Source organism: Rhizobium sp. YTU87027, assembly GCF_050644135.1.
In the GTDB taxonomy this organism is placed as follows: domain Bacteria; phylum Pseudomonadota; class Alphaproteobacteria; order Rhizobiales; family Rhizobiaceae; genus Rhizobium.
The window spans coordinates 481,250-495,290 of sequence record NZ_CP098440.1; the positions used below are offsets into that span (position 1 = coordinate 481,250).

The 14,041-nt window shown below is 62.1% G+C and carries 10 protein-coding genes; 6 read left to right on the forward strand and 4 right to left on the reverse strand.

The features are described 5' to 3' along the window. Positions 1-32 precede the first annotated feature (32 nt). From NBG89_RS02385 to NBG89_RS02395, 3 genes are all read left to right on the forward strand, one after another. Positions 33-1,973 carry a DUF2207 domain-containing protein gene (locus tag NBG89_RS02385; protein WP_431322759.1) on the forward strand — a complete coding sequence of 647 codons (1,941 nt, stop codon included), beginning with the start codon at positions 33-35 and terminating at the stop codon, positions 1,971-1,973. A gap of 79 nt (positions 1,974-2,052) precedes the next feature. Then, on the forward strand, positions 2,053-3,324 hold the full coding sequence (gene purD, locus NBG89_RS02390) for a phosphoribosylamine--glycine ligase (RefSeq protein WP_431321551.1): 1,272 nt from the start codon (positions 2,053-2,055) through the stop codon (positions 3,322-3,324). Positions 3,325-3,427: 103 nt separating this feature from the next. Next, positions 3,428-3,892 carry a plant virulence effector HPE1-like domain-containing protein gene (locus NBG89_RS02395; RefSeq protein WP_431321552.1) on the forward strand — a complete coding sequence of 155 codons (465 nt, stop codon included), beginning with the start codon at positions 3,428-3,430 and terminating at the stop codon, positions 3,890-3,892. A 106-nt stretch (positions 3,893-3,998) separates the two neighbouring features. Here the strand turns inward: NBG89_RS02395 and NBG89_RS02400 are convergent, their stop codons facing one another. Beyond that, positions 3,999-4,232: a hypothetical protein gene (locus tag NBG89_RS02400; protein WP_431321553.1), complete on the reverse strand. Its 234-nt coding sequence runs from the start codon at positions 4,230-4,232 to the stop codon at positions 3,999-4,001. Positions 4,233-4,332: 100 nt separating this feature from the next. Beyond that, the gene (locus tag NBG89_RS02405; RefSeq protein ID WP_431321554.1) at positions 4,333-5,868 is read right to left on the reverse strand and encodes a winged helix-turn-helix domain-containing protein; all 1,536 of its coding nucleotides are present in this window, start codon (positions 5,866-5,868) and stop codon (positions 4,333-4,335) included. A gap of 377 nt (positions 5,869-6,245) precedes the next feature. Here NBG89_RS02405 and NBG89_RS02410 point away from each other — a divergent pair, with 377 nt between their 5' ends. Beyond that, entirely contained in the window at positions 6,246-8,063 is a 1,818-nt protein-coding gene (locus NBG89_RS02410; RefSeq protein WP_431321555.1) for a methyl-accepting chemotaxis protein, read from the forward strand. A 76-nt stretch (positions 8,064-8,139) separates the two neighbouring features. On the opposite strand, the gene NBG89_RS02415 is transcribed toward NBG89_RS02410, so the two are convergent. Next, positions 8,140-8,646, reverse strand: a complete 507-nt coding sequence (locus NBG89_RS02415; protein WP_431321556.1) for a DUF523 domain-containing protein — start codon at positions 8,644-8,646, stop codon at positions 8,140-8,142. Between the two features lie 96 nt (positions 8,647-8,742). Here NBG89_RS02415 and NBG89_RS02420 point away from each other — a divergent pair, with 96 nt between their 5' ends. Then, positions 8,743-9,183, forward strand: a complete 441-nt coding sequence (locus NBG89_RS02420; protein ID WP_431321557.1) for a YqaA family protein — start codon at positions 8,743-8,745, stop codon at positions 9,181-9,183. 114 nt (positions 9,184-9,297) lie between these two features. Here the strand turns inward: NBG89_RS02420 and glyS are convergent, their stop codons facing one another. Further along, entirely contained in the window at positions 9,298-11,526 is a 2,229-nt protein-coding gene (glyS, locus tag NBG89_RS02425; RefSeq protein WP_431321558.1) for a glycine--tRNA ligase subunit beta, read from the reverse strand. A 204-nt stretch (positions 11,527-11,730) separates the two neighbouring features. Between glyS and NBG89_RS02430 the strand changes: the two genes are divergently transcribed. Then, complete coding sequence (locus NBG89_RS02430; protein ID WP_431321559.1) at positions 11,731-14,040, forward strand: Tex family protein; 2,310 nt, start codon at positions 11,731-11,733, stop codon at positions 14,038-14,040. Position 14,041 lies beyond the last annotated feature (1 nt).

The following is a 14,041-nucleotide window of genomic DNA, read 5'->3' on the forward strand; positions in this document are numbered from 1 at the left end:
GAAGCGGCCAGGCGCCGCAGGCGAGGGGTATGATGATCCGACGGCTTTCCGGCCTTTGCTTCGCTCTGTTTCTAATGCTTGCGGCGCATGGCGCCATCGCTACCGAGGTGATCAACGCCTTCGCGTCAGACATCGAGCTGGAGAAGAGCGGTGCGATGACGGTGACGGAGACGATCTCGGTCAATGCCGAAGGCAATCGCATCCGGCGCGGCATCTTCCGCGATTTTCCGCTGACCTATCAGGATGAAAAGGGCCGCCTACGCCGCGTCGATTTCGACGTCATCTCGGTCAAGCGCGATGGCCGCGACGAGCCCTGGCACACCGAATCCATCAGCGGCGGCATCCGCATCTATGCCGGCTCGGAAGACGTTACCGTGAGCTATGGCCGGCACGAGTATGTCTTCACCTACCGCACCAATCGCCAGATCCGCTACTTCGACGATCACGACGAACTCTACTGGAACGTCACCGGCAATGGCTGGATCTTCCCGATCCTGGCAGCGACGGCAACGGTGAACCTTCCGGATGGCGTCAGCGCGATCGATACTGCTTTCTTCACCGGCCCGCAGGGCGCGACGGACAGGAACGCGAAGGTTTCCGGCAGCGGGGGGCGACTGCTGTTTTCGACGACCCGACCGCTCGACGCGAACGAAGGGCTGACGATCGCCGTCAAGATGCCGAAGGGCTCGATCAATCCGCCGAGCGCGGACGATGAGCGGCGCTGGTGGCTGAGCGACAACCGCGATTACGTCCTCGGCTTTGGCGGGCTTATGCTCGTCTTCCTTTACTACACGCGTTCTTGGCTAAAGGTCGGCCGCGACCCCGCGCGCGGCGTGCTGGTGCCGCGCTGGGATCCGCCGGACGGCATCTCGCCGGCGCTGGTGAACTACATCGACAATCGCGGCTTCTCCGGCCAGGGCTGGACGGCGCTATCGGCCACGGCCCTCAATCTTGCAGTGCGCGGATATGTCGTCCTGGAGGACCTGAAGAACTCGATCATCATCCGCCGCACCGACAAGCCGGTCGGCAAGGAAAAGCTGGAAGCGGGGGAAGCCAGCCTGCTCAACGCTGTGGGAACCAAGGGCTCACTGACGATCGATGAGGCTAATGGAACGAAGGTGAAATCGGTCGGCGACAGTTTTCGCACAGCGATAGAGCGTGAGCACCGCGGACAATACTACAACGCGAATACCGGCTATACGACCGGTGGCATCGCGCTCAGTGCCGCGTCATTGGTGGCGCTCTTCGTCTTCGGAACGCTGGAACCGGATGCCATCGCCCTGATGATCATTCCTGTTGTCGTCGTGGTGTTCATCTCGGTCTTCGTTGCTGGTTTCGCCAAGTCGTTCCGCCCCGGCCGGTCGCTCGGCGCGAAGATCATGTCGGTGGTCGCGATCGCCTTTGCCGTCTTCATCGGCTTCAGCATCGTGTCGTCGCTGGCTTTGGCGCTGTTCTCCTCTCTGGTGGAACTGCACGAGACGCCGATGCTCTTCGCCATCGGCGGCATCATTCTCTTGAACCTGCTCTACGTCTTCATCATGGGAGCGCCGACGCCCCTTGGAGCCAAGCTGATGGATGGCATTGACGGCCTGCGTCAGTACATGACGCTGGCCGAGAAGGATCGCATGAACATGGCGGGCGCACCGCAGATGTCGCCCCAGCATTTCGAGAAGCTGTTGCCTTATGCGGTGGCGCTCGGCGTCGAAAAGCCCTGGTCGCGCGCCTTCGAGACATGGCTTGCCGCGGCAGCGGCGGGGGCAGCCGCTGCCTACGCTCCCTCGTGGTATTCCGGCAATTTCGGCAGCGGCAACTTCTCCGATCGCATTGGCGGCTTCTCTTCGTCGATGGCCTCGACGATCGCGTCCACCATTCCGGCGCCGCCGTCCAGCTCGTCCTCCGGCTTTTCCGGTGGCGGTTCCTCGGGCGGCTTCTCCGGTGGCGGGGGTGGCGGCGGCGGCGGTGGCGGCTGGTAAAGCCTCGAGGCAAGCATTCGCGCTTGACCTTTCGGCGCTCTCCCCTTAACCGCCAGACGGAAACGTGAAAGGGACGGGCATGAAGGTTCTGTTGATCGGATCGGGCGGACGCGAGCACGCATTGGCCTGGAAGCTGGCGCAATCGCCTCTCATGACGGAATTCTACGCCGCGCCCGGCAATCCTGGTATTGCCGAGCATGCGACCCTGGTTGCCGTCAATGTCGACGACCATGATGCCGTCATTGCCCTCTGCAAGGACAAGGCGATCGATTTCGTCGTCGTCGGCCCGGAAGCACCGCTCGTTGCCGGCATTGCTGACAAGCTGCGCGCGGCAGGCTTTGCGGTCTTCGGCCCGTCGGCGGCCGCGGCTCAGCTCGAGGGCTCGAAGGGCTTCACCAAGGATATCTGCGCCCGCTACGACATTCCGACCGGCGCTTATCAGCGCTTCAACAACGCGCCGAAGGCCAAGGCCTATATCCGCCAGCAGGGCGCCCCGATCGTCGTCAAGGCCGATGGCCTCGCTGCAGGCAAGGGCGTGACCGTCGCCATGACCGTTGATGAAGCGCTCGCCGCTATCGACGATTGCTTTGAAGGTGCCTTCGGTGCGGCCGGTGCCGAGGTTGTCATCGAAGCCTATCTCGATGGTGAGGAAGCGAGTTTCTTCTGCCTTTGCGACGGCAAGCATGTCCTGCCGCTCGCAACCGCACAGGATCACAAGCGGGTGGGCGAGGGCGATACCGGTCCGAACACCGGCGGCATGGGTGCCTATTCCCCGGCGCCTGTCATGACCGCCGAAATGGTCGAGCGCACGATGAAGGAAATCATCGAGCCGACGATGCGCGGCATGGCCGAAAGCGGCTATCCCTTTTCCGGCGTCTTCTTTGCCGGCCTGATGATCACCGCCAAAGGCCCCGAGCTCATTGAATACAACGTCCGCTTCGGCGATCCGGAGTGCCAGGTGCTGATGATGCGACTGAAGAGCGATCCACTGCCGCTCCTCTTTGCCACCGCCAATGGCACGCTCGACCAGGTGTCGGCGGACTGGACGGACGATCCGGCCCTGACGGTCGTCGTGGCATCGAAGGGCTATCCGGGCTCCTACGACAAGAACACGCCGATCCGCCATATCCCGGAAGCAGGCGAGGGCGCCAAGGTGTTTCATGCCGGCACAGCGCTCAAGGACGGAGCGCTGGTCGCAACCGGCGGCCGCGTGCTGAACGTAACCGCCACCGGAAAGACGGTTGGCGAGGCGCAGGCGCGTGCCTATGCGCTGCTCGACAAGGTCGATTGGGACAACGGTTTCTGCCGCCGCGATATCGGCTGGCGGGCGATCGAACGCGAAAAAGCGTGAGCAAACCCGAAATCGGGTCAATTCTCTAAATTTTTACCCTTTCCCCTGACGGGATGGAAACAAAGCCACGCTAGTCTCCTCTCAACGTGAGACGGAGTGTTCCATGCGTCAGGTCATCTTGGGTGCGATAGCTGTGTTTGCGGCAGGGTCTGCCTTTGCCTCCTCGATCGAGGTGGTCGGCAAGGACGCGCGCACCGATGGCGGGAGCATTAGCCAGGAAAGCTGCCAAAGCTGCCCGCCGCTTGAAACCGTCGAGCGCAAGAAGGACTACACCGTACCGACGCTGGCGCCTGGCTCGCTGCAGTCTTCGGAAATTCGCGACGTCAACGGTGAGAAGAAGCTATATCGCACCGAAGGCTGGATGGGTGGCTCGCCCGTCGTTTTCGTTACCAAGGCTCCGGCCGCGTCCATGGCGGCCGCCACGCAGCCGGCCGATAACATCGACCGCGCCTCGACGACGGCTGCGGTCATCGGCGGTGACGTCAAGCCGGTTGCCGCGGGCATGGCGGGCGTGCCGATGGAACAAACGGCGCCGCTCGACGTTTCCAAGTTTGAGCTTCGGCCCTGATTTCCAGTTCCCTGCCCCAGCCCGACCAAAGTTTCGGTCGACCGGGGTCCACCCCCGCGGTGGATAAAATGCGTCCCTGAGAGAAGCGGGGGCGCATTTTTCGTTTCTAGTGCGCCTTGCCGAAAGGTGTGCTTCCGAAAGTCGGCGTAAGCAGGCGCGCAAGTGCGTGCAATCCAGTTGAAACATCCAACCAACGCAGATGGTATCTGGTGTCCTGCGTATCAGCAACGGCGGCTGCCTCTGCTTCGCTTTCGACAGCCGCCAGATCGGGAACTGGCTCCGGCGGAGAGGAGTAGATGCGTCCCTGATCGAAGGAAAGGATGGTCAGCGTCGTAATCATGGCCGTCTCCCACTTGCGGTTTTGCTATGGGAAGCAGTCTCTGCTGGTAGGGCGTTCCGGTCCTGAAAAGCTCAAGGAAAAGTTCCAAAACGATCCGAAACTAGCGCTCGGGAACACCCGCCAGTCTCAATCCTTCGAGGATACCGGCGATACGATCCGGGTACTTGCCGGCTTGACCGGCGCGGATGCGCTCGACCGTTATATCAGGCGTCAGTCGTCTCAACGCAGCAAGGTGGCGATGGGCTTCCTCCATGCGCCCGAGATGTGCGCTCGCAGCAATGAGCACCCACAGCGTTGGCTCGAAATTCGGATTGCTGGCCAGCGCTCTCGAAGCCCAGGCCACCGCCTGCTCGTATTCTCTTAGGATCACGTGGGCATGCGCGATGCCGCAATGCGAGAAATGCGCGCCGCGGTCGCCGGGTGTCAGTCGGTTGGCTCTGTGGAAGTGGCTGAGCGCGTCGCTGACATTGCCGCAATGAAGATGCCCGACGCCCGCCCTGACGACGGCCATCGGATTGTTGGGATTGGATTCGGCCGCCGCTTGCAGAACCGCGAGACCCCAATCGTAGTCCTTCACTGTCTGCATCAAGGCTACGCCGCAATGCGCCATGACCATGGCGTCGCCAGCGCCATGCTCTAGCGCCCGCCGTGCCAGTGCGGCACATGCCTGCACATCGTCGTCGGTGAGTGCCGGCCAACCCATCGTATAGCGATGCTCGAGCGCCCATGCGGCATGGGCAAGCAACTGCGCATTGTCAGGTTCGGTGGCCAGCCCCTGCATGAGAAGCGCATAGGCGGCCGCGTTGTCGCTTTTGATTTCGGTCGAGATCTTGGCCAAGGCCTGCAGGTAGATGTCGTAGGTGGCGACGCTTCCGGGCCGTTCGCGTCGTGACCGCTCGATCTCGGCCGTCTGGATCAGTGGTTCGATCAGTGTCGCGACGCGCTCGGTGATGCGATCCTGAAAGTCGAATATCTCGTCCAGCGCGCCGTCGAAGGTTTGCGCCCACATATGCGTGCCGCCTTGACCTTCGACGAGTTCGGCCACGATGCGCAGCCGGCTGCCCGACTGCCGGATGCTGCCCTCGAGCACGTAGCTGACGCCGAGTTCCGCCGCGATCTTGCGCACATCCGTCCCACTGCCTTTGTAGGCAAAGGAGCAGTCCCGGGCGACGACGGCAAAGCTTCGGAACCGGCTAAGGGCCGCTATAATGTCGTCGACGATCCCATCGGCAAAATAGTCCTGCTTCGGATCACCGCTGAGATTACTAAACGGGAGGACCGCGAGCGCCGGCCGCAACTCCTGGACGGGCGCAGCGGCTTTCGTCTTCACATTTGTGCGGATGAAACGATAGCCGACGCGCGGCACCGTCGCGATCCATTCCTGCCCGTCGGGCGACGGGCCAAGCGCCTTGCGTAGCGCCGCCACCTGAACGGTCAGATTGCTCTCCTCAACGGCCATTCCGGGCCAGACGCGCGCCATCAGCACATCCTTGGAAACAATGCTTCCACGGGCTTCAAGCAACGCTTCAAGAAGAGCGATGCCGCGCTGGCCGAGCGCAACGGCCCGCCCGTTCCGCAGCAGCCCGCAGCCGGGATCGAGAACAAATTCACCGAAGGCATGCGACGCCTCAAACATGCAGCAAGTATAGCGCAAGCGCGAAAGTCGGAAAACGTACGGCGTGCCTTGCGAGAGCCCTTCAAGTTAGGGACGCGCGGATGAATCAAACTTTCCGCTAGCTGCAAGAATGCACTGGCTTAGCAATTTTTAGTTCCTTCACTCCAACTCCAATGATGAGGGGGCATTTTTCTGTTTGTATTTGTTCAAAACTTTCCGATTTCATCATCACAGGAACATGTAGAGACGGATTAAGCATTCCTTAGAATAAACTGACCATTTTTAGCGCAGACCGGTAGCCGCATGTCAATTTCGCAGCAAAGGGGAGCCAATCAGCCCTCGTATACGCGGTAGGAAACCGCGCCGGATATCCCAACCGAGCTCTGTTGCGAGGCAGAATGAAGAATTTGAAGATTTCCAGACAGCTTATTTTGCTGGTCGTTGGCCTGATGGTGGCGTTTGCGATCGGAACCACCATCCAGGTTCGCTCCTCAGTCAATGCGATCTATAAGGAACGCTACGATATGCTGCGTTCTGAGGTTCAGTCCGCGGTCTCCGTTCTCAAGCAGTACCAGGCGAAGGCGACCGCTGGCGCAATGACTCAGGAAGAGGCCCAGAAGCAGGCCTACGCTACGCTCAACGGCATGAAATACGACCCCGATGGCTACTTCTTCGGCTATAGCTACGACATCCAGATGATGTTCCACTACGACCCCTCGAAGGTTGGGCAGTTCAACAAGGGGCAGCCGGACAGCAAAGGCAAGCTCTATCGCGAAGAACTGGTCAAGCTTGGGCAACAGGGCGGCGGTCTCGTCGAATACTACTCCACAGCGAAGCCCGGCCAGCCGGCCGGAGATTATCGCAAGACGGCATACGCATTGGCCTTCGACCCCTGGAAGATCGTCGTCGTCACTGGCGTCTATATGGATGATCTCGATGCACAGGTCCACGCGACGATCTGGAAGGCGATTTCGGCCGGTATCGTCGTGCTGCTGCTTGGCACCGTCGCAGCCGTCTACGTCGTTCGCAGCATCTCCACGCCGCTGACCCGCATTCACGATGCATTGCGGTCTGTGGCCAATGAAGACGTCACGGTCGCCATCCCGCACACCGACTTGAACAACGAAGTGGGCATGATGGCCAAGGCGACGCAGTCTCTGCAGCAGCAGGTCAAGGAGCGCCACGCCATGTCCGAGCGTGAGGCTGCCCAGCAGATGGCCCTCGACGGCGAGCGCGAAAACAGCCAGCGCCTGCAGCACGAGGAAGCGATCGCCCAGAACCACGTCGTCTCGACCATCGGCCAGGCGCTCGAGCAGATTGCACGCGGCGACCTGACGGTCCGTTGCGCCGATCTCGGTCAGAAATACGCTGCCCTTCGCGACAACTTCAACGATGCCCTGTCGCATCTCGAGGCCGCCATGGCCAAGGTCAGCGCCAAGGGTGGTGACATCGCCGTCAGCAAGGAAGAGATCCGTCGCGCCTCCAACGATCTGTCGCAGCGCACCGAGCGTCAGGCCGCAAGCCTGGAAGAAACCTCCGCAGCACTGGACGAGCTGACCGTCGCTGTCCGCCAGACCGCCGAAGGCGCCCATGAAGCCAGCAAGCGCGTTCATGCCGTCAGCGGTGAGGCGAGCCGCAGTGACGCGGTTGTCTCAGAAGCGATTGAAGCGATGAGCGGTATCGAAAAGTCGTCTGCCGAGATCGGCAAGATCATCGGCGTCATCGACGAGATCGCCTTCCAGACGAACCTGCTGGCGCTGAACGCCGGCGTCGAAGCTGCACGTGCCGGCGAATCCGGCAAGGGCTTCGCGGTCGTTGCTCAGGAAGTTCGCGAACTGGCACAGCGTTCGGCTGCCGCTGCCAAGGAGATCAAGGATCAGATCGCCCGCTCGTCCGGTCAGGTCGATCAGGGTGTTCGTCTGGTGGGCGAAGCCGGTGAGGCGCTGAAGCGCATCTCCGACCAGATCAAGGCCGCCAATGAGATCGTTGCCAAAATCGCCCACAGCGCCTCCGAACAAGACACCACGCTGCGCTCGATCTCGTCCTCGATGAACCAGCTCGACGCTGCGACCCAGCAGAATGCTGCTATGGCCGAGGAAACCACTGCTTCGGCCGAGTCGCTCGCCAACGATACGGATGAGCTCCTCAACCTCATTCGCGGCTTCCGCGTTGGCGGCGGCCAGGACTACACCGCGCAGGTTCGCCGCGCTGCCTGAGGTCAGGCATCAAACGAGGAAACGGCCGTCGGAGCGATCCGGCGGCCGTTTTGCATTGAGGGATGTGGTGGCTCTGTCAGCCGACCGCCTCTTGCTCATCGGCGGCAAGCCGCGCGATAAGCGTCTCGATATCGCGATCGGAGTAGACGGCAATGCCGGCCTGCTTCAGAAGTGCCGCCGTCACGCCGTTCCCTGCGTGTTTCTGCCCGGAGAACGTACCGTCATAAACAAAGCCCGTGCCGCAGGACGGGCTGCCGTCGATTAGCAGCGCATAGCGACAGCCGGCTTCGGTGGCGAGCGCCAGGGCGTTCGCGGCCGCCTGCGTGAACTCTGCCGTCACATCGCCGCCGGTGATCTCGACGACGCGGGCGGCGCCATCAAGCACATCCTTGCCCGTTGCCCCGCCTTCAATTTCCGCGGGTGGGCGTGGCACTGGCATTCCTGCAGACATCTCGGGACAGATCGTCACCAGCCTGCCTTCCTCGATCCAGCGAGCGATCGCAGGATGAGCGAGCGGCTTCGACTGGCCGTCATAACGGACGGCATGGCCCATGAGGCAGGCGCTGACGAGAATCTTGTTCATCGCTTTGGCATAGCGGCAAGGACGTGATAGTTCCAGTCCGCCATTGGACGTGATGAAGGGGAGCAGGGTGCGGCGAAGCATTGGCGCGGATAGACCATGACTGATCTTGCGGTCTATGCCGGCCTTTTCCTGGTCGCGTTTGCGGCAGCGACGATCTTCCCGATGCAATCGGAGGCCGGCCTGGTCGCCCTCATCGTCACCGAGCAGTATCCGGTCCTCGCGCTGATCGCGGTGGCGACCACGGGCAACGTCCTCGGCTCGACCGTCAACTGGCTGCTCGGCATCGGCATCGAACGATTTCGTGACAAGCGGTGGTTTCCCGTCAGCCAGCCCGCACTCGACAAGGCGCAGCGCTGGTATCGCCGCTATGGCAAATGGTCGCTGCTTCTGAGTTGGATGCCGGTCATTGGCGACCCCATCACCATCGTCGCTGGCGTGCTGCGTGAACCGTTTCCGATGTTCCTGCTGCTGGTGACAATCGCCAAGACCACGCGTTACGCGGTCCTTGCCGCCGCAACCCTCGGCATAATGAGCTGACCGAGGCAAAATTCCATTCTTGAATCAAGATCTGAACAAGAATGGAATTCTGTAGAGAATCTCAGATGTTAAGGCGCCGTCTGCACATCAAATCCGCGGCGCGGCACTCTAACTTTAGCCGGAGATCTTCGAGAAGTCGGCGACCGTACCGGTTGCCTCGCGGATCAGGCGCAGGAGCGCCAGTCGGTTGGCGCGAATGGCGGCGTCCTCGTCGTTGACCAGCACGTCGTCGAAGAAGCGGTCAACGGGCGCGCGCAGCCTGGAGAGCGCTTCCATCGCCGAGCGGAAGTCTTCCTTGTCGACGGCCGCCGAAGCCTCGGCTGAAGCCTTGTTGATCGCGGCGAAGAGCTCTTTTTCGGCGGAGAGCCGGAATAGATTCTCCGAAACGCCGTCAGCGATGACGGTGCCCTTCTTTTCCTCGGCAGCTAGGATCTGTGTGGCGCGCTTGGTGCCGACCAGCAGATTCTTGCCGTCTTCCGAGGTGATGAAGGCGGTCAGCGCCTCGACGCGACGGGCAATCATCAGGAGGTCGTCGGCTTCGGGTGTAACTACGGCATCGATCAGATCGTAACGCGCGCCCTGATCACGCAGATAGACCTTCAGGCGGTCATGGAAGAAGGAAAGGAGGTCGAATTGACGCGACATCCCATCACCAACGATAGCACTGCTGGTCATGTAGTCGCCGCCTTGGCGCGCCCCTTCAGCGGCCGCTTTCTCTAAGAGATCTGCATCAATCCGCGTGATATGCGACGCAATTGGCGTCAGCAGCGGGATGCGGACCTTGCGCTCGAGCAAGATACGGATAACGCCTAGTGCTGCGCGGCGAAGCGCGAAGGGATCCTTCGAGCCGGTCGGCTTCTCGTCGATGGCCCAGAAACCGGTCAGCGTGTCGAGCTTGTCGGCGAGTGCGACAGTGATCGCAACCTTGTCCTCCGGAACGCGATCGGTCGGACCCATCGGCTTCCAGTGGTCCTCGATCGCTGCTGCGACCGACGGATCCTCGCCCTGGAGCGCCGCATAGCGACGGCCCATCAGGCCCTGAAGTTCCGGAAACTCGCCGACGGCCTCAGTGCGAAGATCTGCCTTGGCAAGCACCGCCGCCCGGTCGACCAGCTTGTAGTCAGCGCCGATCTGCATCACGAGCTTGGCCGCCAGTGCACGAATGCGTTCTACGCGCGCGCCCTGTGTGCCGAGCTTGGCATGGAACGTCACATCAAGCGCATCAAGCTTCGCCATGCGCTGGTCGAGCGGCTTCTTGAGGTCGAGGTTGAACGTTGCGGCCGAAGCCTGCAGCGTCTCCAGATCTGGAAGATCGCCCTGGTCGCGCTTCCAGAAGTGCAGCGCGTCGGACAGGCGCGCACGCACGACCTTGCCGTTGCCGTGGATGATTTCCTTGCCGCCGTCGCTCGCCTCGATATTGGAGACTAGAATGAACTTGTTGGACAGAGTCTCGCCGCCAACCGGGCGCGTCACGAAGCACTTCTGGTTCGTCTTGATCGTCAGGCGGATGATCTCCGCCGGGATAGAGAGGTAATCCTCCTCGAAGCTGCCCATCAGCACCCGCGGCCATTCGACGAGGCCGGAGACTTCTTCGAGCAGGCCTTCGTCCTCGACCAGCTCCAGGCCGTTCGCAAAGGCGACGTCACGGGCATCGTGGAGGATGATGTCCTTGCGGCGTTCGCCGTCGAGGATCACCTTGGCCTTTTCGAGGTTCGCGACATAGTCGTCGAAGCGCTTGACGGTGATGGCGCCGGGCGCGTGGAAACGATGGCCGTAGGTCACGTTGGAGGCGATGATGCCGTCGATCGAGAATGGAATGACGACAGTCTCTTCATGCTCGGTGCCGAACGTGCAGACGATCGACTGCAGCGGGCGGACCCAGCGCAACGAGCCGGGCTGGGCGGAAGCCGCACCCCAGCGCATCGGCTTCGGCCAGGGGAAATCGCGGATGATGCCGGGCATCACATCGCTGATGATCTCTTCGGCGGCGCGGCCCGGCTTGGAGATGATGGCGATGTAGAAATCGCCCTTCTTCGGGTCGCTCTGGATCTGCGCCTCGGAAATGGAGGACAGGCCGGCACCGCGCAGGAAGCCTTCGATCGCCTTTTCGTTGGCGTCGGTGCGGGGGCCCTTCTTCTCTTCGCGCACGTCGGCGGAGCGCGCCGTCAGGCCGCGGATGTCAAGCGTCAATCGGCGCGGGGTCCAGTACTCGCGCGCACCCTCATAGGAAAGTCCTGCCTCGACAAGCGCATCGGTCACGAGCTTCTTCAGGTCGCCGGCAGCCTTGCGCTGCAGGCGGGCCGGGATCTCTTCGGAGCGGAGTTCTAGGAGCAGATCTGGCATGTCACTTTCCTTGCCTTCGCTGGGGAAGGCGCCACAACGGCGGGGCTAAAAACGGTCGCCTCTGCTAGCAAAGAATGCCGCATCTGCACAACCGCAAAAACGGCTGCCAGCCGTGCTATGTTGCTGTGGATAGGCACGGCAGGCATTGCCTTGCCGTTTTCCGCCGCTATTGTCCCGCGACTTTTGTGAAACGCAGGAATTCTCATGGCCGCTGACCTCCGCTTGCTCGCCGCTGTCATCTCCTCCGAAATCAACTCCCGACCGGACCAAGCAAAGGCCGCGATCGAGCTGCTGGACGAGGGGGCGACCGTGCCCTTCATCGCCCGCTACCGCAAGGAAGTGACAGGCGGTCTGGACGATGGACAGCTGCGTACGCTGGCCGAGCGCCTCGTCTACCTTCGCGAACTCGAAGCGCGCCGGGACACGATCGTCGAGTCGATCACTGGCCAGGGCAAGATGACCGAAGAGCTGATGGCGAAGATCGCAGGGGCGGGCACCAAGGCCGAACTCGAAGATCTTTATCTCCCCTACAAGCCGAAGCGCCGTACCCGCGCCGAAATCGCTCGCGAACGTGGCCTTGGGCCGCTGGCAGAGGCCGTCCTTGCCGATCGCTCGAAGGAGCCGGCGACCCTGGCGGAAAGCTACATCACCGTCGATGTGCCCGACGTGAAGACGGCGCTTGAAGGTGCACGCGACATTGTCGCTGAAGGCATCTCGGAAAATGCCGACCTCCTCGGCAAGCTGCGCGCCCATATGCGCAGCGCAGCTCTGCTGAAGGCCAAGGTGGTCGACGGCAAGCAGGCAGCGGGCGAGAAGTTCTCCGACTATTTCGATCATTCCGAGCGCTGGGCAACCGCGCCCGGCCATCGCGCGCTGGCTATGCTGCGCGGCTGGAACGAAGAAGTGCTGACACTGACCATCGAGGCCGATGCCGAGACCGCCTCTCCGAACAAGCCGGTCGAGCGCATGATCGCCGCCGCCTACGAGATCGGCGCGAGCCGTCCCGGCGACCGGTGGCTGATGGAGGTCGCAAGCTGGACCTGGCGCGTCAAGCTCTCCATATCGCTGTCGCTCGACCTGATGCGCGAGCTTCGCGAACGCGCCGAAGAGGAGGCGATCCATGTGTTCGCCCGCAACCTCAAGGATTTGTTGCTTGCAGCGCCGGCCGGTTCGCGCCCGACGATGGGGCTTGATCCGGGCATCCGCACTGGCGTCAAAGTCGCCGTCACCGATGCGACCGGCAAGGTGGTCGCGACCTCCACTGTTTATCCCTTCCAGCCGCGAAACGACGTGCGCGGCGCACAGCTCGAGCTTGCTTCACTGATCCGCAAGCACAATGTCGAACTGATCTCGATCGGCAACGGAACCGGCAGCCGCGAGACCGAAAAGCTGGTCGCCGACATGCTGGCCGACTTGCCTGCGCCGAAGCCGACCAAGGTCATCGTCTCGGAGGCCGGGGCATCGGTTTATTCCGCCTCGGAGACCGCCGCACTTGAGTTTCCCAACCTCGACGTCTCTCTGCGCGGCGCCGTCTCCATCGCGCGCCGCCTGCAGGATCCGCTTGCAGAGCTCGTCAAGATCGAGCCGAAGTCGATCGGCGTCGGACAGTACCAGCACGATGTCGACCAGCAGAAGCTGTCACGTTCGCTCGACGCCGTTGTCGAAGACGCCGTGAACGCCGTTGGTGTCGATCTCAACACCGCCTCCGCGCCGCTGCTCTCGCGCGTCTCCGGCCTGGGCGCTTCGATCGCCGACGCGATCGTCAAGCATCGTGACAGCGAAGGCCGCTTCGAGACTCGCCGTGACCTGTTGAAGGTTGCCCGCCTCGGCCAGCGGACCTTCGAGCAGTGCGCCGGCTTCCTGCGCATTCGCAATGGCAATGAGCCGCTCGATGCTTCCTCGGTTCATCCCGAAGCCTATGGCGTCGCCAAGAAGATTGTGGCCGCTTGTGGTCGCGACCTGCGTTCGCTCATGGGCGACAGCGCGGTGTTGAAGGCCGTCGATCCGCGTCAGTTCATCGACGAGAAATTCGGCTTGCCGACGGTGAAGGACATTCTGGCCGAGTTGGAAAAGCCCGGCCGCGACCCGCGCCCCAGCTTCAAGACCGCGACCTTCGCCGAGGGCGTCCATGAGATCTCGGATCTCAAGCCAGGCATGATGCTGGAGGGCACGGTCACCAACGTTGCCGCCTTTGGGGCTTTTGTCGATATAGGCGTCCATCAGGACGGATTGGTTCACGTTTCCCAGCTCGCCGATCGCTTCGTCAAAGATCCTCACGAAGTTGTGAAAGCAGGTGACGTCGTCAAGGTTCGCGTTGTGGAGGTCGATGCAAAGCGTAAACGCATCGGTCTGTCGATGCGAAAGGACGACGGTTCGCAGCCGTCGTCGCCGCGTGGCGAGTCGCGTGGAAACCAGCCGGTTCGCGGTCAGAACGACCGCCGTTCGGCCCCTTCAAAACCGGAGAGCCAGGGTGCCTTTGGAGCTGCATTGGCCGAGGCCATGAAGCGAAAATAAG

What these genes read in the sequence shown, in the direction of transcription:
- NBG89_RS02430 (WP_431321559.1), top strand. Translation starts at nt 11,731, where the DNA reads ATGGCCGCTGACCTCCGCTTGCTCGCCGCTGTCATCTCCTCCGAAATC.
- NBG89_RS02395 (WP_431321552.1), top strand. Translation starts at nt 3,428, where the DNA reads ATGCGTCAGGTCATCTTGGGTGCGATAGCTGTGTTTGCGGCAGGGTCT.
- NBG89_RS02410 (WP_431321555.1), top strand. Translation starts at nt 6,246, where the DNA reads ATGAAGAATTTGAAGATTTCCAGACAGCTTATTTTGCTGGTCGTTGGC.
- NBG89_RS02405 (WP_431321554.1), bottom strand. Translation starts at nt 5,868, where the DNA reads ATGTTTGAGGCGTCGCATGCCTTCGGTGAATTTGTTCTCGATCCCGGC.
- NBG89_RS02415 (WP_431321556.1), bottom strand. Translation starts at nt 8,646, where the DNA reads ATGAACAAGATTCTCGTCAGCGCCTGCCTCATGGGCCATGCCGTCCGT.
- NBG89_RS02400 (WP_431321553.1), bottom strand. Translation starts at nt 4,232, where the DNA reads ATGATTACGACGCTGACCATCCTTTCCTTCGATCAGGGACGCATCTAC.
- purD (WP_431321551.1), top strand. Translation starts at nt 2,053, where the DNA reads ATGAAGGTTCTGTTGATCGGATCGGGCGGACGCGAGCACGCATTGGCC.
- NBG89_RS02385 (WP_431322759.1), top strand. Translation starts at nt 33, where the DNA reads ATGATCCGACGGCTTTCCGGCCTTTGCTTCGCTCTGTTTCTAATGCTT.
- NBG89_RS02420 (WP_431321557.1), top strand. Translation starts at nt 8,743, where the DNA reads ATGACTGATCTTGCGGTCTATGCCGGCCTTTTCCTGGTCGCGTTTGCG.
- glyS (WP_431321558.1), bottom strand. Translation starts at nt 11,526, where the DNA reads ATGCCAGATCTGCTCCTAGAACTCCGCTCCGAAGAGATCCCGGCCCGC.